We start from the raw sequence: 19988 nt of genomic DNA on the forward strand, positions 1-19988 counted from the left end.
CCCCGTATCCATGTCGGGAGAGGATGATGGGCGACCAGCAGAAACGTTTGCAGATGGCACTGGAGGCGGCGCACATGGCCATCTGGGATTCGCGCATCGTCGATGGCCAGGTCATCGACGGCACGGTCAGCTGGTCGGCCAAGGGCGCTACCTTGCTGGGCCTGGAGGAACGTGCGCTGACGCAGCCGTTCCGCGCCTTTCTCGACTGCGTGCACGCCGGCGACCGCGACAAGGTCATGACCGTGCTGCAGGAGGGTGTGCGCCGGCGCGAAGGCTATGCCCTGGAATACCGCGTCGTCTGGCCCGACGGCAGCGAACACTGGCTGGCGGCCAAGGCGCAAATTTTCCTGGATGCCGCCGGCCAGCCCGAACGCACCCTGGGCATCATCTGGGATATCACCGGGCACATGGAGCGCGAGCTGATGATCGCCGAGCGCAAGGAACTGGCCGAAGTGACGCTCAGCTCCATCGGCGACGGCGTCATCACCACCGATCCGCAGGGCAAGACGCGCTATATGAACCGGGTGGCCGAGCAATTGACGGGCTGGAGCAACGACATGGCGCGGGGCCTGGACATCGGCCTGACCATGCCGCTGGTCGACGAACGCACGGGCGAAACGCTCGAGCACGTGGCCATGCGCTGCCTGCAACAGCGCCAGGCCATCGGCATTTCCCCCCGCTCGCAACTGATCACGCGCGACGGCCGGCGCATCGCCGTCGAGGAGTCGGCCGCGCCGATCTGGTCGCGCGACGGCGAGATCCTCGGCGCCGTCGTCGTGTTTCGCGACGTCAGCCACGAACGCAAGCTGAGCCAGCAACTGTCGTGGCAAGCCACGCACGACGCCCTGACGGGTCTGATCAACCGGCGCGAATTCGAACACCTGGTGGCCGGCGCCCTGCACACGGCCAAGCAGGACGGCCACGCGCATGCGCTGCTGTACCTGGACCTGGACCAGTTCAAGGTCATCAACGACACCTGCGGCCACGGCGCCGGCGACGTGCTGCTGCAGCTGCTGGCCAAGATGCTGCAGGGGCGCATGCGCGACAGCGACATCCTGGCGCGCCTGGGCGGCGACGAACTGGGCGTGCTGCTGCCCCACTGTCCGCTCGACCACGCGCGCCAGATCGGCGAACAGCTGCGCCAGTCGATCCGCGAATTCCGCTTCGCCTGGGATAACCGCAGCTTCGAACTGGGCGTGAGCATCGGCATCGTGGAAATCAACCAGGACAGCAAGTCCATGAGCGAGCTGCTGAGCGCCGCCGACCAGGCTTGCTACCTGGCCAAGGAACAGGGCCGCAACCGCATCCATGTCTACCAGGAATCGGACGTCATGCTGGCGCAGCGGCACGGCGAAATGCTGTGGATTTCGCGTCTGAACGAAGCGTTCGCACACGATTACTTCCGCCTGTACGCCATGCCCATCGTGCACCTGCACGACAGCGAGGAACACCACGACGAAGTGCTGATCCGCATCCGCAACAGCAAGGGCGACCTGATACTGCCCGGCGCCTTCATCCCCGCCGCCGAACGCTACGACATGATGCTGCCCATCGACCGCTGGGTCATCCGCGCCGTCTGCGCGCACATCGAAAGCGTGCGCGACAGCCTGCCGCCGCTCGAGGCGCTGGCGGAAAGCCGGCGCCGCGCACCGGCCCTGTATTCCGTCAACCTGTCGGGCATGTCGCTGGCCGATGCCGGCTTGCACGACTACATCACCGAGCAGTTCGTGCAATTTGCGATCGCGCCCGAGCAAATCTGTTTTGAAATCACGGAAACGGCCGTCATCGCCAACCTGCCCAAGGCGCAAATATTCATGCGCCAGCTCAAGGCCATGGGCTGCCGCTTCTCGCTCGACGATTTCGGCAGCGGCTTTTCCTCGTTCGGCTACCTGAAGGCCCTGCCCGTCGATTACCTGAAGATCGACGGCGTCTTCGTGCGCGACATCGCCAGCAACGCCATCAACCGCGCCATGGTCAAGGCCATCAATGAAGTAGGCCACGTGATGGGCCTGCAAACGGTGGCCGAATACGTGGAAGACGAGGCCACCCTGGCCGTCATCCGCGAACTGGGCATCGACTATGCGCAAGGCTACGCCGTGGGCAGCCTGCGGCCGCTGACGGCGGGCGTGGATTAGCCGCCGCCGGCAACCAGTACCATTAAAACAATGCCGCATTGCTATCGCTAAATACGTGCAAGCACGACCAATCTGGAGGATTTTGATCTACATCAATAAATTTGCGCAGGCGACTCCTTACACTGATCTCCATTCTTGCAATCGTGCAAGTCTTACTCACCAATTAGCTATTCAACTGATCAGGAAGCCGCGACCATGCGCCAAAATTTGCCAGTGACTAACCGTGAAGTCCTCGTCTTGGACGATCAGGCCATCGTGTCGAAAACGGATATGAACGGCAATATCGTGTATGTGAACCCGTACTTCAGCCAGGTCAGCGGCTTCACAGAGGCAGAGCTGCTCGGTTCGCCCCAGAACATCGTGCGCCACCCGGACATGCCGGCCGAGGCGTTTGCCGACCTGTGGGCCTCGATCCAGGCCGGCACGCCGTGGACGGGCCTGGTCAAGAACCGCTGCAAGAACGGCGATTTTTACTGGGTGCGCGCCAACGTCACGCCCATCCGCGAAGCGGGCAAGACCATCGGCTACATGTCCGTGCGCGTCAAGCCCGACCGGGAGCAGGTGAAGGCGGCCGAGGAAGCCTATGCGGCCATCCGCAACAAGGAAGGCGGCAACATCGTCATCAAGCATGGCCAGATCGTGCGCCCGGGCCTGGCGCACCTGCTGCACAACCTGACGCACATGTCGCTCAACCTGCGCATCTGGGCCGCCACCTCCATCGTCAACTGTTTGCAACTGCTGGTGTGCGTCATCAGCCTGTTCGCCAGCGGCGGCAAGATCACCAATTACGCCATCTTCGGCGCCACCCTGTTCGGCTTCCTGATCAACGTCTTCCTCTGGTACACCTTGCGCATGTCCGTGCTCAAGCCGCTGGGCAAGGCCCTGAACGGCGCGCGGGCGATTGCCGCCGGCGACCTGTCGGGCAGTTTCGAAACGGACAGCACGGATGAAATGGGCCAGCTGCTGCGCGCGCTGCAACAGATGAACAGCAACCTGATCGCCACCATCCGCGACGTGCGCATCAACGTGGAAACCATGGCCGTGGCCACCAAGCAAATCGCCGTCGGCAATATGGACCTGTCGGGCCGCACGGAATCGCAGGCGGCCAGCCTGGAAGAGACGGCATCGAGCATCGAGGAATTCTCGTCGACGGTGAAACAGAACGCGGACAACTCGGTGCAGGCGAACGAGTTGGCCGTGGCCGCCTCGAAAGTGGCCGTGCAGGGCGGCGAGATCGTTTCCGAAGTCATCACCACCATGGACGACATCAATACCTCGTCGAAGAAGATCGTCGACATCATCGGCCTGATCGAAGGCATCGCCTTCCAGACCAACATCCTGGCCCTGAACGCGGCCGTGGAAGCGGCGCGCGCCGGCGAGCAGGGCAGGGGCTTTGCCGTCGTGGCGGGCGAAGTGCGCAACCTGGCGCAGCGCTCGTCCGTGGCGGCCAAGGACATCAAGCAGCTGATTGAAATTTCCGTCGGCAAGGTGGGCGCCGGCATGCTGCAGGTGAACCGCGCCGGCGCCACCATGGAACAGGTGGTCAGCTCCGTCAAGCAGGTGACGGCCATCATGCAGGAAATCTCGATCGCCTCGCGCGAACAGAGCATCGGCGTCGACCAGGTCAACCAGGCCATCGCCCACATGGACCAGGTGACGCAGCAGAACGCGGCCCTCGTGGAAGAAGCCGCCGCGGCCGCCACGCGCCTGGCGGAAGAAGCGGCCAGCCTGTCTCAAGCCGTGAGCCTGTTCAATTTCGGCAAGATGCCGCCACCGCGCCGCGTCGCCACGCCCGGCGGCAAGTCGGGCGCTGCGGGTGCCGCGAACGCCGGCAAGCCCGCCATGAAACGCCTGGCCGCCTAAACCTTTCAAGACTTCATACACATCATGCCTACACTACTCAGCAGTGCTTCCGCCGACCTGGACGCGGTCGTCGAATTCGACCCGGTCATCATCGGCAAGATGAGCCAGTCCGGCCCCCGCTACACGTCCTACCCGACCGCCGACCGTTTCAATGCCGACTTTGGCTATGGCAACTTCCTCGAAGCGCTGGCCGCGCTGCGCATGCGCGGCGGCCGCCGTCCGCTGTCGCTGTACGTGCACGTGCCGTTCTGCGACACCCTGTGCTACTACTGCGCCTGCAACAAGATCATCACGAAAGACCGCAGCAAGGCCGCCACCTATCTCAGCTATTTAAAGCAGGAAATCGCCATGCAGGGCAAGCTGTTTGCCGGCATGAACCAGATCGAGCAATTGCACTTCGGCGGCGGCACGCCCACCTACCTGAGCGAAAAACAGATGGACGAGCTGATGGCACATTTGCGCCAGCATTTCGAGTTCGCCTCCGATGAGGACGGCGAGTATTCGATCGAGATCGACCCGCGCACCGTCTCGCGCGAGCGCGTGTTCTCGCTGCGCGCGCAAGGTTTCAACCGCATCAGCCTGGGCGTGCAGGATTTCGACGCCGACGTGCAGAAGGCCGTCAACCGCATCCAGCCGGAAGCGGAAACGGTGGCCATCATGCAGGCAGCGCGCGACGCCGGTTTCCGCTCGATCAGCATCGACCTGATCTACGGCCTGCCGAAACAAAACCTGGAAACGATGACGGAAACGCTGCGCAAGGTGATCAACGCCAGCCCCGACCGCATCGCCCTGTACCACTACGCGCACATGCCGCATCTGTTCAAGCCGCAGCGCCGCATCCTCGACGCCGACATGCCCGACAGCGCCACCAAGCTGGCCATGCTGGGCCTGTGCATCGCGCGCCTGACGGCCGCCGGCTATGTCTACATCGGCATGGACCATTTCGCCAAGCCCACGGACGACCTGGCCGTGGCGCAGCGCCAGGGCCGCCTGCACCGCAATTTCCAGGGCTATTCGACGCGCGCGGAAGCGGACCTGATCGCCTGCGGCGTGTCGGCCATCAGCTCCGTCGGCGCCGTCTACAGCCAGAATGAAAAGACGCTGGACGCCTACTACGAAAAGCTCGACGAAGGCGTGCTGCCGATCGCGCGCGGCATCAAGCTCGACACGGACGATTTGTTGCGCCGTATCATCATCCAGATGTTGATGTGCAATTTTGAATTGTCGATCGCCACCATCGAGCAGGCGCATCCCGTGAAATTCCGCAGCTATTTCGCCGCCGAGCTGGAAAAGCTGCGCGAACTGGCGCGCGACGGCTTGCTCGTCATCGAGGAAGACTGGCTGACGGTGACGCCGAAAGGGCGCTTGCTGATCCGCAATATCTGCATGGTCTTCGACCGCTACCTGACCATGGCGCGCGCGAATACGGCGCCCGACGCGGTGCAGCCGCTGCGCTACTCGAAAACGGTCTAGCGCCGCCCGATGAACGCCCTCAGCCTCGTGCCCATGTTCCTCGTCGGCCTGGCCGGCAGCGTGCACTGCATCGGCATGTGCGGCGGCATCGTCGGCGCCCTGTCGATCGGCGGCGGTGCGCCGGCGCCGGCCCGGCCCGTGATCGCCATCGCCGTGGCGCGCCCCGCGCTGCAATCGACGCAGTTGCAGGGCGTCTTGCGCGTGCTGGCCTACAACGGCGGGCGCATCGGCAGCTACATGCTGGCCGGCGCCCTGGCCGGCAGCCTGGCCGGCGCGGGCATGCTGCACCTGGCGTCACTGCAAGTGGCCGGCTACTGGCTGGCCAACCTGATGCTCGTCGCTTTGGGCCTGTACCTGATGGATGCCTGGCGCGGCCTGGCCCATCTGGAAGCGGCCGGCAACGTCGTCTGGCGCCGCGTGCGCCCCCTGCTGAAACCATTGATGCCCATGGATACGCCGTTAAAAGCGCTGGCCGTGGGCGGGCTGTGGGGCTGGGTGCCGTGCGGCATGGTCTACAGCGCGCTGCTGACGGCCATGATGCAGGGCTCGGCCCTGAACGGCGCGGCCACGATGGCCGCCTTCGGCCTGGGCACCCTGCCCACGCTGCTGGGCATGGGTTTGCTGGGCACGCGCTTGCGCACGCAGATGCAGCGCCGTCCCGTGCGCATCGCCAGCGGCTTGCTGGTGCTGGGCTTTGGCCTGCTGGGCCTGCTGCGCGCCACGAATGGCGTCTCGCTGGGCTGGCTCGACGCCCTGTGCGTCACGGGCCATCCATGAAAAGACGCATGAAAACAAACCTATGAATGCTGTTTTACAACCCTCCGCCTGCTTCCATTGCGGCTTGCCTGTCCCCGCAGGCTCCAACTGGAACGTGACCATCGACGACGTGCCGCGCGCCATGTGCTGCCCCGGCTGCGAAGCGGTGGCGCAAACCATCGTCGACATCGGCCAGAGCGCGTATTACCGCGACCGCGACGAATATGCCGTCAATGCGGCCGATGCGGCCATGGTGCCGCCCGAGCTGCGCCTGTACAGCAATGACGACGCGCAATTCGCGCGCGACGCCAGCAGCTGCGAAGCGACCCTGTCCGTCGAAGGCATCCGCTGCGCCGCCTGCGTCTGGCTGATCGAGCGCCAGCTGACGCGCCTGCCCGGCGTGCAGGCGGCCAGCCTGAACGTCGCCACGGAGCGCCTGTACGTGCGCTGGAGCCGCGCCCAGTGCGAACCGGGCGACATCCTGCAAGCCGTGCGGCAAGTGGGCTACACGGCCTATCCGTATGACGCCGTGCGCCATGGCGAACGCCTGCAAAAAGCCAGCAAGACCCTGGGCCGCCAGCTGTTCGTCGCCGGCCTGTCGATGATGCAGGTGATGATGTACGTGGCGCCCGCCTACCTGGCCGCCGAGGATGGCACCCTGGACGAGAATATGGCCAGCCTGATGCGCTGGGCAAGTTTGCTGCTGACCCTGCCCGCCATCTGCTACTCGGCCATGCCGTTCTTCCAGGGCGCCTGGGCCAGCCTGCGCGCGCGCACCCTGGGCATGGACGTGCCCGTCGCGCTGGGCATCCTGGCCGCCTTCTTCGGCAGCGTGGTGGCGACCTTCACGGGCCGCGGCGAGGTGTATTACGACTCGGCCACGATGTTCATTTTCCTCTTGCTGTGCAGCCGCTATTTCGAGCTGCAGGCGCGCCGCAAGGCCGCTTCCGCGCTCGAGCGCCTGCAGCACGCCTTGCCTGCCTCCGCGTCCTTGATGCCGGGCTTTCCCGACAACCGCGCCACCACCCTGGTGCCGGCCGGCAGCCTGGCCGTGGGCGACATCATCCTGGTCAAGCCGGGCGAAGCGATCGCCGCCGACAGCGTCATCGTCGAAGGCACGAGCGCGCTCGATTTATCGCTGCTGACGGGCGAAAGCGCGGCCCAGCGACGCAAGACAGGCGAACAGGTGCCGGGCGGGGCCATCAACGCCAGCGCCGCGCTCATTGTGCGCGTACTGAAACCGGCGCGCGAAAGCACCCTGTCGGACCTGCTGAAACTGATCGAGCGGGCCGGCAGCGGCAAGCCGCAGATCGCGCAGTGGGCCGATAAAGTGGCGGCCTGGTTCGTGCTGGGCCTGCTGCTGTTCGCCGTCGCCGTGTTCGCCTTCTGGAGCTGGCATGACCCGGCACAGGCCTGGCCCGTGGCCATTGCCGTGCTGGTTGTCTCGTGCCCGTGCGCGCTGTCGCTTGCCACGCCGACGGCGCTGGCGGCCGCCACCGACAGCCTGCTGCGGCGCGGCGTGCTGATCGTCCAGCCGCATGTCTTGGAAACCTTGCACCGCGCCACCCACATCGTCTTCGACAAGACGGGCACCTTGACCCTGGGCCGGCCCGTGCTGCGGCAAATCGAGGGACTCGGCAGCCTGAGCGAGGACGATTGCCTGCAGGTGGCCGCCGCGCTGGAAGCGGGCAGCGCCCATCCGCTGGCGCAGGCGATCGTGGCAGCAGCGGGAGAAACGCCGCGCACGCATGCGGAACAGTTGCAGGAAGTGCAAGGCCAGGGCCTCGAGGGCGTCGTCGACGGCGTGCGCTACCGCCTGGGCAATGCGGCCTTTGTCGCCGCCATCGCCGGACCGCCGCTGGGCGACACGGCCGTCGGCATGCAGGGCATGACGCCGCTGTACCTGGGCACGCAGGGGCGCTGGCTGACGCGCTTTTTACTCAGCGACGCGCTGCGCCCGGAAGCGCGCGACGTGGTCGCGTATTTCCACCGGCACGGCAAGCAGGTCGTGCTGCTCAGCGGCGACCAGGAAGCGCTGACGCAAAGCGTGGCGACGGAACTGGGCATCAACACGGCGTGCGGCGAATGCCTGCCCGACGAAAAGCTCGATTTCGTGCAGCAGTTGCAGGCGACGGGCGCCGTCGTGGCGATGGTGGGCGACGGCATCAACGACGCGGCCGTGCTGAGCGGCGCCGACGTGTCCTTCGCCATGGGCTCCGGCGCCGCGCTGGCGCAGGCGCATGCGGACACGGTGCTGCTGTCGAGCCAATTGGTGTCCGTGCTCGACACGGCGAAGACGGCGGCGCGCAGCATGCGCATCATCCGCGAGAACCTGGGCTGGGCCACCCTGTACAATCTGACGGCCATCCCGGCCGCCGCGCTGGGTTTCTTGAACCCCTGGCTGTCCGGCGTCGGCATGGCTGCCAGCTCGGCCGTTGTCATCGCCAACGCCCTGCGCCTGCGGAAAGCCTGAACATGGAAGCACTGTATCTCCTCATCCCCCTGAGCGTCGTGGTCGTCTTCATCGCCCTATGGGTGTATTTCACGGCCTCGGACGGCGGCCAGTTCGACGACCTCGTCGGACCGGGCCTGCGCGTGCTGCAGGACGACGACACGCCGCCCCAGCCGGCGCCCGGCGAACCGCATCCCTGACCGCACCAGCCCGGCCGAAATCCCGCACGCCATGGCCGGCGCGTCTGCCCCGCCCTGATTGCAGGGATCTTGTATGGCTTTTTTGAGCTGAATTTGACCGAAATATCACTTTATTTCGATGCCAGTTCGCTACGCTTATTTCATCCGGGGAATTTTGATCCACATCAAAGTTTTTTCGCGGTCAAACACTTACTCTCTGGCCACCATCATAAATAGTAATTCCAGGGAGAGTCTTTGTGGATCAATCGCTGAACTATAACTACAAGATCGTGAAGCAATTCGCGGTCGCTACTGTGGTATGGGGCATCATCGGCATGCTGGTTGGCGTTATCATCGCCGCTCAGCTGGCCTGGCCTGCCCTGAACCTCGACATACCATGGCTGACATACGGACGCTTGCGTCCGCTGCACACGAATGCGGTGATTTTCGCCTTCGGCATCTGCGGCCTGTTCGCCACCTCGTACTACGTCGTGCAACGCACCTGCCAGGTGCGCCTGTTTTCCGACAAGCTGGCCGCCTTTACCTTCTGGGGCTGGCAAGCGGTAATCCTGTGCGCGGTCGTCAGCCTGCCCATGGGCCTGACCCGCGGCAAGGAATACGCGGAACTGGAATGGCCTATCGCCATCCTCATCGCCGTCGTCTGGATCGCCTACGCCATCGTCTTCTTCGGCACGCTGATCAAGCGCAAGGTCAAGCACATCTACGTGGCCAACTGGTTCTTCGGCGCCTACATCCTGGCCGTGACGATTTTGCACGTGGTCAATGGCGCCGTCATGCCAGCCTCGTTCACGAAATCGTATTCCGCCTATGCGGGCGTGCAGGACGCCATGATCCAGTGGTGGTACGGCCATAACGCGGTGGGTTTCATCCTGACCGCCGGCTACCTGGGCATGGTCTACTACTTCATCCCGAAACAGGCCGAGCGCCCCGTGTACTCGTACCGTCTGTCCATCGTCCACTTCTGGGCGCTGATCTTCACCTACATGTGGGCGGGCCCGCATCACCTGCACTACACGGCATTGCCTGACTGGACGCAATCGATCGGCATGGTCTTCTCGCTGGTCCTGCTGGCGCCAAGCTGGGGCGGCATGATCAACGGCATCATGACCCTGTCGGGCGCCTGGCACAAGCTGCGCACCGACCCGATCCTGAAGTTCATGATCGTCTCGCTGTCGTTCTACGGCATCGCCACCTTCGAAGGTCCGATGATGTCGATCAAGACCATCAACTCGCTGTCGCACTACACCGACTGGACCGTTGCCCACGTGCATGCGGGCGCCCTGGGCTGGGTGGGCTTCATCACCATGGGTTCGATCTACTACCTGCTGCCGCGCCTGGCGGGCCGCACGCAGATGCACAGCACGCGCCTGGTCGACGTGCACTTCTGGGTGGCCACCATCGGCATCGTGCTGTACATCGCCGCAATGTGGATCGCCGGCGTGATGCAGGGCCTGATGTGGCGCGCGGTCAATCCGGACGGCACCCTGACCTACACCTTTGTCGAAAGCGTGAAAGCAACGTATCCGTACTACGTGGTGCGCGTGGCCGGTGGCCTGCTGTACCTGTCGGGTATGTGCATCATGGGCTACAACACCTGGATGACTCTGCGCGGCAGCAAACTCCCCGTCGCCCGCATTCCGGAACTGAACGCGGCGCACGCCTGATAGGAGCAAAAGCAAATGAAATTTTCACATGCATGGATTGAGAAAAACCCCTGGCTGCTGATCGCCCTGGTCACGGTGGTGATCAGCATCGGCGGCGCCGTCGAGATCGTCCCCCTGTTCTTCCAGAAGAGCACGACGGAGCCCGTCGCCGGCCTGAAGCCGTACTCGCCGCTGCGCCTGGCCGGCCGCGACATCTACGTGCGCGAAGGCTGCTACAACTGCCATTCGCAGATGGTGCGTCCGCTGCGCGCGGAAACGGAACGCTATGGCCACTATTCGGTCGCCGGCGAGTTCGTCTACGACCGTCCGTTCCAGTGGGGTTCCAAGCGCACGGGGCCCGACCTGGCCCGCGTGGGCGCCCGCTACAGCGACGAATGGCACCGCACGCACTTGAACAACCCGCGCGACGTGGTGCCCGAGTCGAACATGCCGGCCTACCCATGGCTGGCGAAGACCAAGCTGGTGCCCGACGACATCATGCCGAAGATGCGCGCCCTGCAACGCCTGGGCCAGCCGTACAGCGACGCGGAAATCGCCGCCGGCCCCGCGCAGCTGCAGGACAAGACGGAAGAAGACGCCCTGGTCGCCTATCTGCAAGGCCTCGGTACATTAATCAAAACAAGGAATTAGCATGGCAATCGAAAACCTGTTTGACAGCGCCAGCAGCGTCATGACGGTGGTTTCCTTTACGACGTTCGTGGGCATCCTGTGGTGGACGTTCAGCCGCAGCAATAGCGACTTCGACGCGGCGGCGCGCCTGCCGTTCGCCGACGAGGCGCTCGACTATCCGGCCGAGGCCGAGATGAACCTGGCGAAGGAGCATAACCATGGCTGACTTTACCAATGGCTTCTGGAACATCTACATCATCGTGCTGTCCCTGCTGGGCATCATCGGCTGCGGCGTGCTGCTGTACTCGCAGTCGAAAGTGAAAGTGGCCGCCGGCGCCCCCGCCGACGGCACCACGGGCCACGTGTGGGACGAGGACTTGAAGGAACTCAACACGCCGATGCCGCGCTGGTGGATGTGGCTGTTCTACATCACCATCGTCTTCGCGCTGGCCTACCTGTTCCTGTATCCGGGCCTGGGCAACTATGCCGGCAGCCTGGGCTGGAAATCCACGGGCCAGTACGAGGAAGAGCTGAAGAAGGCGGAAGCCGACTACGGCCCCCTGTTCAACAAGTACCTGAGCCAGGACTTGAAGACGGTGGCGGCCGATCCGCAGGCGCAAGCCATCGGCCAGCGCCTGTTCCTGACCTACTGCGCGCAATGCCACGGTTCGGATGCGCGCGGCAACAAGGGCTTCCCCAACCTGACGGACAAGGACTGGCTGTATGGCGGCGAACCCGACATCATCAAGACCACCATCCTGCACGGCCGCAATGGGCAGATGCCGCCGATGGGCGCCGCGCTGGGTTCCGAAAAGGATGTCGAGAACGTGGCCCATTACGTGCTGAGCCTGTCCGGCTCCACCTCGGACCCCGTCAAGTCCGTGCTGGGCAAGGCCAAGTTTGGCGCCTGCATGGCCTGTCACGGCGCCGATGCGAAGGGCAACCAGATGCTCGGTGCGCCTAACCTGACGGACAAGGTCTGGCTGTATGGCGGCAGCGCCGACACCATCATGGAAACCGTGCGCAAGGGACGCAGCAACACCATGCCGGCCTTCAGCGATTTCCTCGGCGAATCCAAGGTACACGTGCTGTCGGCGTATGTCTGGAGCCTGTCGAATCCCCAGACGCCCGTGAAATGATGTAATGGAACCTCAAGTCATCAAGATGTATGCGGCCCGCGAGCAGATCTACCCTCGCGAGGCCAAAGGACGCTACGCTACCTGGCGATGGGTATGCGTATGGCTTACCCAGCTCGCGTTCTACGGCTTGCCGTGGTTGACCTGGAATGGCAGGCAAGCCCTGCTGTTCGATTTGACCACGCGCAAGTTCTACATTTTCGGCGTCGTGCTGTGGCCCCAGGATTTCATCTATCTGGCGGCCCTGCTGATCATCTGTGCGTATTTGTTGTTCCTCGTCACGGCCATTGCCGGGCGGGTGTGGTGCGGGTTCTCTTGCCCGCAAACGGTATACACGGAAATCTTCCTGTGGGTCGAACGCCGCATCGAGGGCACGCGCAGCGCGCGCATGGCCCTCGACAAGCAGGGCCCTTCCGTGCGCAAGGCATTCAAGAAGACGGCCAAGCACCTGGTGTGGGGCGCCATCGCCCTGTGGACGGGCTTTACCTTTGTCGGCTACTTCACGCCGATCAAGGAACTGGCGCGCGAGGTGACCACCTTGAATTTCGGTCCCTGGGAATGGTTCTGGGTCTTGTTCTACAGCCTGGCAACCTACGGCAACGCGGGCTGGCTGCGCGAGCAGGTGTGCAAATACATGTGCCCCTACGCGCGCTTCCAGAGCGCCATGTTCGACCAGGACACCCTGATCATCACCTACGATGCCAAGCGCGGCGAACCACGCGGCGCCATGAGCAAGAAGGCCGGCAACAACGACAAGCTGGGCGATTGCATCGACTGTACACTGTGCGTGCAGGTGTGTCCGACCGGTATCGATATCCGCAACGGCCTGCAGTATGAATGCATCGGCTGCGCCGCCTGCGTCGATGCCTGCAACAGCGTGATGGACAAGGTCGAGCGGCCGCGTGGCCTGATACGCTACAGCACCGACCATGCGATGGAAAACAACTTCAATTCGAAGCAGATACGCCAGCGCGCCATGCGCCCGCGCGTCTTGATCTACACTTCCATCCTGGCCCTGATCATCATCGCCGTATGTACCTCGCTGGCCCTGCGCACCCCCCTGAAAATGGACGTGATCCGCGACCGCGGTTCGATGGGGCGCGAGGTGGAAGACGGCATGATCGAAAACGTCTACCGCCTGCAGATCATGAACACGTCCGAGCAAAGCCAGCACTTTAAAATCAGCGCTTCCGGCTTGCCGGGCCTGACCTTGCTGACGCGCGAAGAAGTGACCTTGCAGCCGACCGAAACGCTGGGCTGGCCGATCCGCCTGCGCGTACCGCACGGCGTGGGCGAGAAGGGGTCGAACAAGATTGCGATCGAATTGCAATCGCTGGACAATCCATCGCTGCATGTGCGTGAAAGCGCGGTCTTCATCGTGCCGCGTTAACAAGGAAAGGCGGACGGGGACCGGGTGCCCTCGCCGCCGCCACGAAGTTGCAGGAAGGCCGGTCCCCGCATGGGGGCTGGCCGTTTACACAGGAGAAATACCATGTCCGACAGTCTGAAACTGCAGCCTCCCGTTGCACCGTGGTACAAGCACCGCTGGCCATGGCTGCTGATGATCGGTCCCGGCCTGTCCGTGGTCGTCGGCAGCTTCATGGGCTATATCGCGTTTACGCAGCCCGACGCGCTGGTGGTGGGCGACTATTACAAGCAGGGCAAGGCGATCAACCAGGATTTGAAGCGCGACACGATCGCCAGCGACCTGGCCATGGATACGAGCCTGGCGTACGACGTCGCCGCAGCGCGCCTGACCGGTTCCGTGCACAGCTTCGGCAAGGCCTATCAGGGTCCGCTGCAGCTGCACCTGGCGCATGCGACCCTGCCTGAAAAAGATATCAAGCTGCTGGTGCGGCCCGATGCGGCCGGCAATTTCTCGGTGCCCCTGCCGATGCTCGAGCGCAGCCGCTGGCAAGTGCTGGTGGAAAACGACAAACGCGAGTGGCGCCTGTCCGGCATCTGGACCTGGCCCGTGCAGCGCAGCATCGCGCTGCATGCGGATGAAGAGTTATAAGCCTTACTTGCAGACGTCGGTACCGGCCGTAATGGCTTTCAGCTTGGCAGGCTGCAGGATCTCGATCTCGCGGTTCGAGACGCGCAGCCAGCCTTCCTTCTTGAATTTTGACAATAAACGGCTGACGCTCTCGATGGTCAGGCCCAGGTAGTTGCCGATTTCCTCGCGCGACATGCGCAGCTGGAATTTGCTGCTCGAATAGCCGCGCGCTTCGTAACGCGACGCCAGGTTGACGATGAAGGCGGCAAAGCGCTGCGTCGCCTGCATATTGCCCAGCAACAGCATGACGCTTTGCTCGCGCGTGATTTCCTGGCTCATCATGCGGTGGAAATGCCGCAGCAGGGTCGGCATATTGCCCAGCAATTGTTCCAGGCTGGAAAACGGGATTTCACACACTTCGCTGTCTTCGAGCGCCACCGCATTACAGTGGTGGCGGTCGGCGCTGATGGCGTCCATGCCCAGCAGTTCGCCGGCCATCTGGAAACCCGTCACCTGCTCCTCGCCGCCCGGATTGATCTGGTACGTCTTGAAGTGCCCCAGGCGGATCGCGTACAGGTTCTGGAACGAGTCGCCGATGCGGAACAGCGAGGCGCCGCGCACGATCTTGCGGCGGCGGCCGATGATCTGGTCCAGCCTGTCCATGTCGCCCATATCGAGGCCCATCGGCAGACACAATTGATGCATGCTGCAGGTCGAGCATCGCGCACGCAACGCTTCCACGGTCACTGTGGGCAAGGTTGGAGTGATTAGCGCTTCAGTCATGTCGGTACCTTTTAGAAAATGCAACAACAAGTTTACTGCATACCGGGTTGCCGTGTGCCAATTTCACCGCAATTTCGCTGAATAAACGACGTTCCGACTTTAATTATATGGCAACATCGTCAAAAGCCCATGCGGAGAGGGGCATTTGTGCGGCGGCGCTTGCCAAGCTGGGGTATTGATAGGAAAATTCCTGACAGCATTATCTGCCGCCTGTGCCGCCCGGTACTGAAAAGGAAATCATGAAGCCTCTCGGCATCAAAGCAAAAGTCGCGCTGGCCACCAGCCTGACCTCGATCGCCATGATCGCGCTGGTCACCATGATACAGGTGCAGCACATGCGCGACGACTTCACCCGAGTACTGCTGAGCCAGCAGTCGTCCCTGATCAGCCGCACCGCTGCCGAGCTCGACGACAAGCTGGGCATGCTGCTGCAGATCGTCACCCTGACGGCCAGGCAGCAGCCGCCGGAACTGATGGCCCAGCCAGCCCAATTGCGCGAATACTATTCGCGCCGCTCGATGCTGGTGCTGTTCGACGACGTGCTGGTGCTCGACGCGCATGGCGCCGTCGTGGCCGACATGCCGGAAGTGGCGGGGCGCACGGGCATCAACGTCGCCGAGCGCGAGTATTTCCAGACCGTGCTGCGCACGCGCCAGCCCATGATCACCGAACCGATGCTCGGCAAATCGAGCGGCATGCCCATCGTGCAGATGGTGGCGCCCGTGCTGGCCGCCGATGGCCAGGTGGCCGGCGTGGTGATCGGCGTGCTGCGCCTGTACAAGGACAATCTGCTGGGGCGTCTGCGCTCGGAAAAGATCGGCAAGAGCGGCTATTACTTCATCCTCACGCGCGGCGCCGTGCCGCGCTATGTGCTGCATCCCGATACCAGCCGTTTGCTGCAGCCGCGCCAGCCGAACGCCAACCTGACGACGACCCAGCTGCTGAAGGAAGATGGCGAAGGCAGCATGGTCAGCACCAACAGCCGCGGCATCACGGCCGTCAACAGCTTCAAGCGCCTGAAATCGGTGAACTGGCTGCTGGCCACCTCGCTGCCCTTGGCGGATGCCTTCGAACCGTTCGATGGCGTGCTGTACCGGCTGGTGCTGTGGAGCATCCTCGCTTCGCTGCTGGCCGCAGCCGTGCTGGGCTGGGTCACCGTGCGCCTGCTGTCGCCGCTGGTGCGCCTGCGCGACACCCTGCTGGCCCTGCGTACCAGCGGCAGCCGTTTCACCCCCGTGCCGGTGCAGCAGCGCGACGAGATCGGCGAACTGACGGAAGCGTTCAACGGCCTGATGAGCGAGCGCGACCGCCTGCAGCAGGAACTTGAATCGCGCGCGGCGGAACTGGAGCAGGAACGCGACCGGGCCGAGGCCGCCAACCGCGCGAAGAGCGATTTCGTGGCCAACATGAGCCATGAAATCCGCACGCCCCTCAATGCCGTGCTGGGCATGGTGTATTTGCTGGGCAATACCAAGCTCGATACGGAACAGCGCAAGTATCTGACCATGGTGCGCGTGGCGGGCCAGTCGCTGCTGGGCATCCTCAACGACGTGCTCGATTATTCGAAGATCGAGGCACGCCGCATGGAACTGTCGCCCGTCGAATTCGACCTCGACGAAGTCATGAATACCCTGGCCACGACGATGACGATGAATGCGGGCGAAAAGGAACTGGAACTGGCCATCTCCGTCGAGCCCGACGTGCCGCGGCGCCTCGTGGGCGACACCCAGCGCCTGCAGCAAATCCTCGTCAACCTGGCCGGCAACGCCATCAAATTTACCGAGAGCGGCGAAGTGGTGGTGGCCGTCAGCCTGGCCGAGAGCGAGAACGGCCGCGCCTGGCTGCGCTTCGAAGTGCGCGACACGGGCATCGGCATGACGGAACTGCAGCAACAACAACTGTTTGCCGCGTTTTCACAGGGCGACCAGAGCATCACGCGGCGCTTCGGCGGCACGGGCCTGGGCCTGGCCATCAGCAAGCAGCTGATCCACATGATGGGCGGCGACATCGCCGTCGCCAGCAGCGAAGGCAAGGGCAGCCGCTTCTGGTTCAGCGTGCCGTTCGAGATGCTGGCGCAGCCGGCCGAAACGCGGCGCACGCCCACGCTGGGCCAGCTGCGCCTGCTGGTGGCGGACGATAACCGCACCACGCGCGAACTGATCGTCAAGCTGATCGAGGCGTGGGGGTGGCTGGCCGATGAAGTCGACTCCGGCTTTGCCGCCATCGAACTGTACCGCGAACGCCTGGCGCAGCAGCAGCCGTACGACGTGGTGCTGGCCGACTGGCACATGCCCGTCATGGACGGCCTGGCCACGGCGAAGGCCATCCGCCAGGCGGCCAGCGGCCAGCGGCAGCCCATCGTGGTGATGGTCAACGCCTTCGCCCGCAACCACCTCGAGGAAATCTCCAGCGCGGCCGAGGCCGACGTCGTGCTGATGAAGCCGATCACGGGTTCGAGCCTGTTCGATGCCCTGCATCAGGCCCTGATCACGAAGAACGACGGCGGCGAGCAGCGCATCCTGCACCAGCCGCTGGGCACGCAACTGGCCGGCGTGCATTTCCTGCTGGTGGAAGACAATCATTTGAACCAGGCCGTGGCGCGCGGCATCCTCGAACACATGGGCGCCACCCTCGACGTCGTCGGCGACGGCTTGCAGGCCGTGGAACGGCTGCGCACGGAAGCGCTGCGCTACGACATCGTGCTGATGGACATGCAGATGCCCGTCATGGACGGTTTCAGCGCCACCCACATCATCCGCACGGAACTGCGCCTGAGCCTGCCCGTGATCGCCATGACGGCCGGCGTGCTGGCGTCCGAGCGCGAGCGCTGCATGACGGCCGGCATCAGCGACTTCATCGCCAAGCCTGTCGTGGTGGAAGAGATGATGGAAGTCATCCTGCGCCACCTGCCCAAGCGCCCGCAAGTGCAAACGGCCGAGCCGGTGCGCGTCGCCGACGAGGAAGTGTTTTCCATGGCGCCGCTGATGCGCGTGATGGGACGCGACGCGAAGGGGCGCGGCGTGCTGCGGCGCATGGTCGAAGACGCGCTGAACAAGGGCATGACGCCCGTGCGCGATGCCGAAACCGCGTTGCAGGCGGGCCGCCACAGCGACGTGGCGCGCATCCTGCACAGCGTGCGCGGCTCCGTCGGCACCCTGGGCACGAAACGCCTGATCCGCGCCGCGTTCGCCACCGAGGAAGCCATCGACGCCGGTCGCCTGGACGAAGTCCCAAGCCTGCTGGCGCACACGGCGCAGGAGCTGGAACAGGCGCTGGCGGCGGCCGCCGACTGGTTGTCCAGGCTGAAGGATTAAAAGGGTAGGTCGGATTAGCGCCACGCGCGTAATCCGACAGGACGCGGCAACAATGTTGTCGGATTACGCTGCGCTAATCCGACCTACGCAATTTACGCGGGTACACCGAGGATCACGCTGGACGCCTTGAACATCGCCGTCACGCTGCCGCCGATGGCGATCCCCAGGTCGGTACAGCTCTGGTTGGTGATGATGGCGGCGATCGTGCCGCCGCGTGGCAGGTCCAGCACCACTTCCGTGTTGACGGCGCCCGTCTGCACGCGCGTGACCGTGCCGGCCAGCTGGTTGCGCGCGGAAAAGCGCGCGCCTTCGCTGTCGGCCACGAGGATGATGGACGAAGCCTTGATCAGCGCAAACGCTTCCGCGCCAGGCACCAGGCCCAGGCTTGCGCTGCTGCCCTGCGTGACGATGGCAACGATATGCTGGCCGCCCGGCAATTCCAGGGTGACTTCATCGTTGACGGCACCCTGTTTCAGTTCGGCCACCTTGCCGAGGAATTGATTGCGTGCCGTGGTTTTCATGGCCATTCTCCGTATGAGTAAAAGATCGTCGGCGATGCCTTCGGCCTGGCTGCCCAGCTGGCGCAGGTAGCGGGCATGCTCGCGCTCGATGATGCGGAAATTGTCGACCAGCTGGCGTCCCCGTTGCGTGAGCCGCGTGCCGCCGCCGCCCTTGCCGCCCGTCAGGCGCTCGACCAGCGGCTCGCCGGCCAGATTGTTCATCGCGTCGATGGCGTCCCAGGCCGCCTTGTAGCTCATCTTCACAAGCTTGGCCGCCTGCGTGATGGAACCGCACTCGGCGATGGCGCCCAGCAATTCCACCCTGCCGGCGCCGCCCAGGTGCTCGCCACCCACCGTCATCCATACCGAACCTTCTAGGCCGATTTCCGCTGCCGCCGATTTATCCAATGCGTTCACCCAATGCCATGTGGTCTTCCCTGTTATCGATCTGTCCGTCGCGCAAATACAGCACGTGTTCGCCCAGGATGCGCGCATCTTCCGGATCGTGTGTGATCAGGATCATGGGCACGTCCAGGCGCTGCTGCCACTGGCTCAGTTCCAGCCGCATTTTGACACGCAGGGCCGGATCGAGGGCGGCAAACGGCTCGTCGAGCAGCAGCGCGGACGGCTCGGCCACGAGCGCCCTCGCCAGCGCCACCCGCTGGCGCTGGCCTCCGGACAACTCGTCGGGGAACTGGTGCGCCAGTTCCTGCAAGTGAAACGCGTCGAGCCAATGCTCGACCTTGGCCAACTTTTCGCGCGCGCGCGGATTGAACCAGCCGCGGCTCAGGCCAAAGCCCACGTTCTGGCGCACCGTCAGGTGCGGGAACAGCGCGTAATCCTGGAACAGGTAGGCGACGTTGCGCTGCTGCGGCGGCAAGTTGATGCCGGCGGCCGAATCGAACAGGGTGCGCCCGTTCAGGCGGATATGGCCTGCGTCCGGTGTAAACAGTCCGGCAATGGCTTTCAGGGTCATGCTCTTGCCGGCGCCGGACGGGCCATACATGGCGATGCGCTGGCTGCCGGACGTGCATTGCACCTGCAGGTCGAAGCGGCGTTTGCCGGAGCGCAAGGTGGCGCGGATGTCGAGGTCGAGTTGCATGGGCG

At 64.0% G+C, this 19988-nt stretch carries 16 protein-coding genes; 13 read left to right on the forward strand and 3 right to left on the reverse strand.

Going from position 1 to position 19988, the window contains the following annotated elements; genetic code table 11:
- Positions 1-26: 26 nt before the first annotated feature.
- The 12 genes from IGS55_RS10460 to IGS55_RS10515 all read left to right on the forward strand — a co-directional run bounded on the left by IGS55_RS10460 (position 27) and on the right by IGS55_RS10515 (position 14305).
- Positions 27-2135 (forward strand): EAL domain-containing protein, encoded by a 2109-nt coding sequence (locus tag IGS55_RS10460; protein ID WP_230537198.1) that lies wholly within the window; start codon positions 27-29, stop codon positions 2133-2135.
- 195 nt (positions 2136-2330) lie between these two features.
- Positions 2331-3998, forward strand: coding sequence for a methyl-accepting chemotaxis protein (locus IGS55_RS10465; protein ID WP_230516835.1), 1668 nt, complete (start codon positions 2331-2333; stop codon positions 3996-3998).
- 24 nt (positions 3999-4022) lie between these two features.
- Complete coding sequence (hemN, locus tag IGS55_RS10470; RefSeq protein WP_230516836.1) at positions 4023-5471, forward strand: oxygen-independent coproporphyrinogen III oxidase; 1449 nt, start codon at positions 4023-4025, stop codon at positions 5469-5471.
- Between the two features lie 9 nt (positions 5472-5480).
- A complete protein-coding gene (locus IGS55_RS10475) occupies positions 5481-6248 on the forward strand; it encodes a sulfite exporter TauE/SafE family protein (protein ID WP_230516837.1) in 768 nt (255 codons plus the stop codon).
- A 22-nt stretch (positions 6249-6270) separates the two neighbouring features.
- Positions 6271-8700 (forward strand): heavy metal translocating P-type ATPase, encoded by a 2430-nt coding sequence (locus IGS55_RS10480; protein ID WP_230516838.1) that lies wholly within the window; start codon positions 6271-6273, stop codon positions 8698-8700.
- A 2-nt stretch (positions 8701-8702) separates the two neighbouring features.
- Positions 8703-8879: a cbb3-type cytochrome oxidase assembly protein CcoS gene (gene ccoS / locus IGS55_RS10485; protein ID WP_034752510.1), complete on the forward strand. Its 177-nt coding sequence runs from the start codon at positions 8703-8705 to the stop codon at positions 8877-8879.
- 236 nt (positions 8880-9115) lie between these two features.
- Positions 9116-10543, forward strand: coding sequence for a cytochrome-c oxidase, cbb3-type subunit I (ccoN, locus tag IGS55_RS10490; RefSeq protein ID WP_046681775.1), 1428 nt, complete (start codon positions 9116-9118; stop codon positions 10541-10543).
- Between the two features lie 15 nt (positions 10544-10558).
- Positions 10559-11173, forward strand: a complete 615-nt coding sequence (gene ccoO / locus IGS55_RS10495) for a cytochrome-c oxidase, cbb3-type subunit II (RefSeq protein ID WP_230516839.1) — start codon at positions 10559-10561, stop codon at positions 11171-11173.
- Position 11174: 1 nt separating this feature from the next.
- Positions 11175-11378 carry a cbb3-type cytochrome oxidase subunit 3 gene (locus IGS55_RS10500; protein WP_128140672.1) on the forward strand — a complete coding sequence of 68 codons (204 nt, stop codon included), beginning with the start codon at positions 11175-11177 and terminating at the stop codon, positions 11376-11378.
- Entirely contained in the window at positions 11371-12291 is a 921-nt protein-coding gene (ccoP, locus tag IGS55_RS10505; RefSeq protein ID WP_230516840.1) for a cytochrome-c oxidase, cbb3-type subunit III, read from the forward strand. Before IGS55_RS10500 ends, ccoP begins: the two co-directional genes overlap by 8 nt.
- Before the next feature lie 4 nt (positions 12292-12295).
- Positions 12296-13678, forward strand: a complete 1383-nt coding sequence (gene ccoG, locus IGS55_RS10510; protein ID WP_230516841.1) for a cytochrome c oxidase accessory protein CcoG — start codon at positions 12296-12298, stop codon at positions 13676-13678.
- Positions 13679-13780: 102 nt separating this feature from the next.
- On the forward strand, positions 13781-14305 hold the full coding sequence (locus IGS55_RS10515; RefSeq protein WP_230516842.1) for a FixH family protein: 525 nt from the start codon (positions 13781-13783) through the stop codon (positions 14303-14305).
- 3 nt (positions 14306-14308) lie between these two features.
- Here the strand turns inward: IGS55_RS10515 and fnr are convergent, their stop codons facing one another.
- Positions 14309-15067, reverse strand: a complete 759-nt coding sequence (gene fnr, locus IGS55_RS10520) for a fumarate/nitrate reduction transcriptional regulator Fnr (protein WP_139092116.1) — start codon at positions 15065-15067, stop codon at positions 14309-14311.
- 239 nt (positions 15068-15306) lie between these two features.
- On the opposite strand from fnr, the gene IGS55_RS10525 reads away from it, so the two are divergent.
- Entirely contained in the window at positions 15307-18381 is a 3075-nt protein-coding gene (locus IGS55_RS10525; protein ID WP_230516843.1) for a response regulator, read from the forward strand.
- Between the two features lie 92 nt (positions 18382-18473).
- On the opposite strand, the gene IGS55_RS10530 is transcribed toward IGS55_RS10525, so the two are convergent.
- Both IGS55_RS10530 and IGS55_RS10535 read right to left on the reverse strand, forming a co-directional pair.
- A complete protein-coding gene (locus IGS55_RS10530; RefSeq protein WP_230516970.1) occupies positions 18474-19241 on the reverse strand; it encodes a TOBE domain-containing protein in 768 nt (255 codons plus the stop codon).
- Between the two features lie 40 nt (positions 19242-19281).
- Positions 19282-19983, reverse strand: a complete 702-nt coding sequence (locus IGS55_RS10535) for a sulfate/molybdate ABC transporter ATP-binding protein (protein WP_230516844.1) — start codon at positions 19981-19983, stop codon at positions 19282-19284.
- Between the last annotated feature and the right edge of the window lie 5 nt (positions 19984-19988).

The organism is Janthinobacterium sp. EB271-G4-3-2 (assembly GCF_020858035.1).
In the GTDB taxonomy this organism is placed as follows: Bacteria; Pseudomonadota; Gammaproteobacteria; order Burkholderiales; family Burkholderiaceae_D; genus Janthinobacterium; species Janthinobacterium aestuarii.

Bases quoted from the DNA above. Each gene is read 5' to 3' on its own strand.
- ccoG (WP_230516841.1), top strand. From the start codon at position 12,296: ATGGAACCTCAAGTCATCAAGATGTATGCGGCCCGCGAGCAGATCTAC.
- IGS55_RS10465 (WP_230516835.1), top strand. From the start codon at position 2,331: ATGCGCCAAAATTTGCCAGTGACTAACCGTGAAGTCCTCGTCTTGGAC.
- IGS55_RS10460 (WP_230537198.1), top strand. From the start codon at position 27: ATGGGCGACCAGCAGAAACGTTTGCAGATGGCACTGGAGGCGGCGCAC.
- IGS55_RS10500 (WP_128140672.1), top strand. From the start codon at position 11,175: ATGGCAATCGAAAACCTGTTTGACAGCGCCAGCAGCGTCATGACGGTG.
- ccoO (WP_230516839.1), top strand. From the start codon at position 10,559: ATGAAATTTTCACATGCATGGATTGAGAAAAACCCCTGGCTGCTGATC.
- IGS55_RS10515 (WP_230516842.1), top strand. From the start codon at position 13,781: ATGTCCGACAGTCTGAAACTGCAGCCTCCCGTTGCACCGTGGTACAAG.
- IGS55_RS10535 (WP_230516844.1), bottom strand. From the start codon at position 19,983: ATGCAACTCGACCTCGACATCCGCGCCACCTTGCGCTCCGGCAAACGC.
- IGS55_RS10480 (WP_230516838.1), top strand. From the start codon at position 6,271: ATGAATGCTGTTTTACAACCCTCCGCCTGCTTCCATTGCGGCTTGCCT.
- IGS55_RS10525 (WP_230516843.1), top strand. From the start codon at position 15,307: ATGAAGCCTCTCGGCATCAAAGCAAAAGTCGCGCTGGCCACCAGCCTG.
- IGS55_RS10475 (WP_230516837.1), top strand. From the start codon at position 5,481: ATGAACGCCCTCAGCCTCGTGCCCATGTTCCTCGTCGGCCTGGCCGGC.
- ccoS (WP_034752510.1), top strand. From the start codon at position 8,703: ATGGAAGCACTGTATCTCCTCATCCCCCTGAGCGTCGTGGTCGTCTTC.
- fnr (WP_139092116.1), bottom strand. From the start codon at position 15,067: ATGACTGAAGCGCTAATCACTCCAACCTTGCCCACAGTGACCGTGGAA.
- ccoP (WP_230516840.1), top strand. From the start codon at position 11,371: ATGGCTGACTTTACCAATGGCTTCTGGAACATCTACATCATCGTGCTG.
- IGS55_RS10530 (WP_230516970.1), bottom strand. From the start codon at position 19,241: ATGACGGTGGGTGGCGAGCACCTGGGCGGCGCCGGCAGGGTGGAATTG.
- hemN (WP_230516836.1), top strand. From the start codon at position 4,023: ATGCCTACACTACTCAGCAGTGCTTCCGCCGACCTGGACGCGGTCGTC.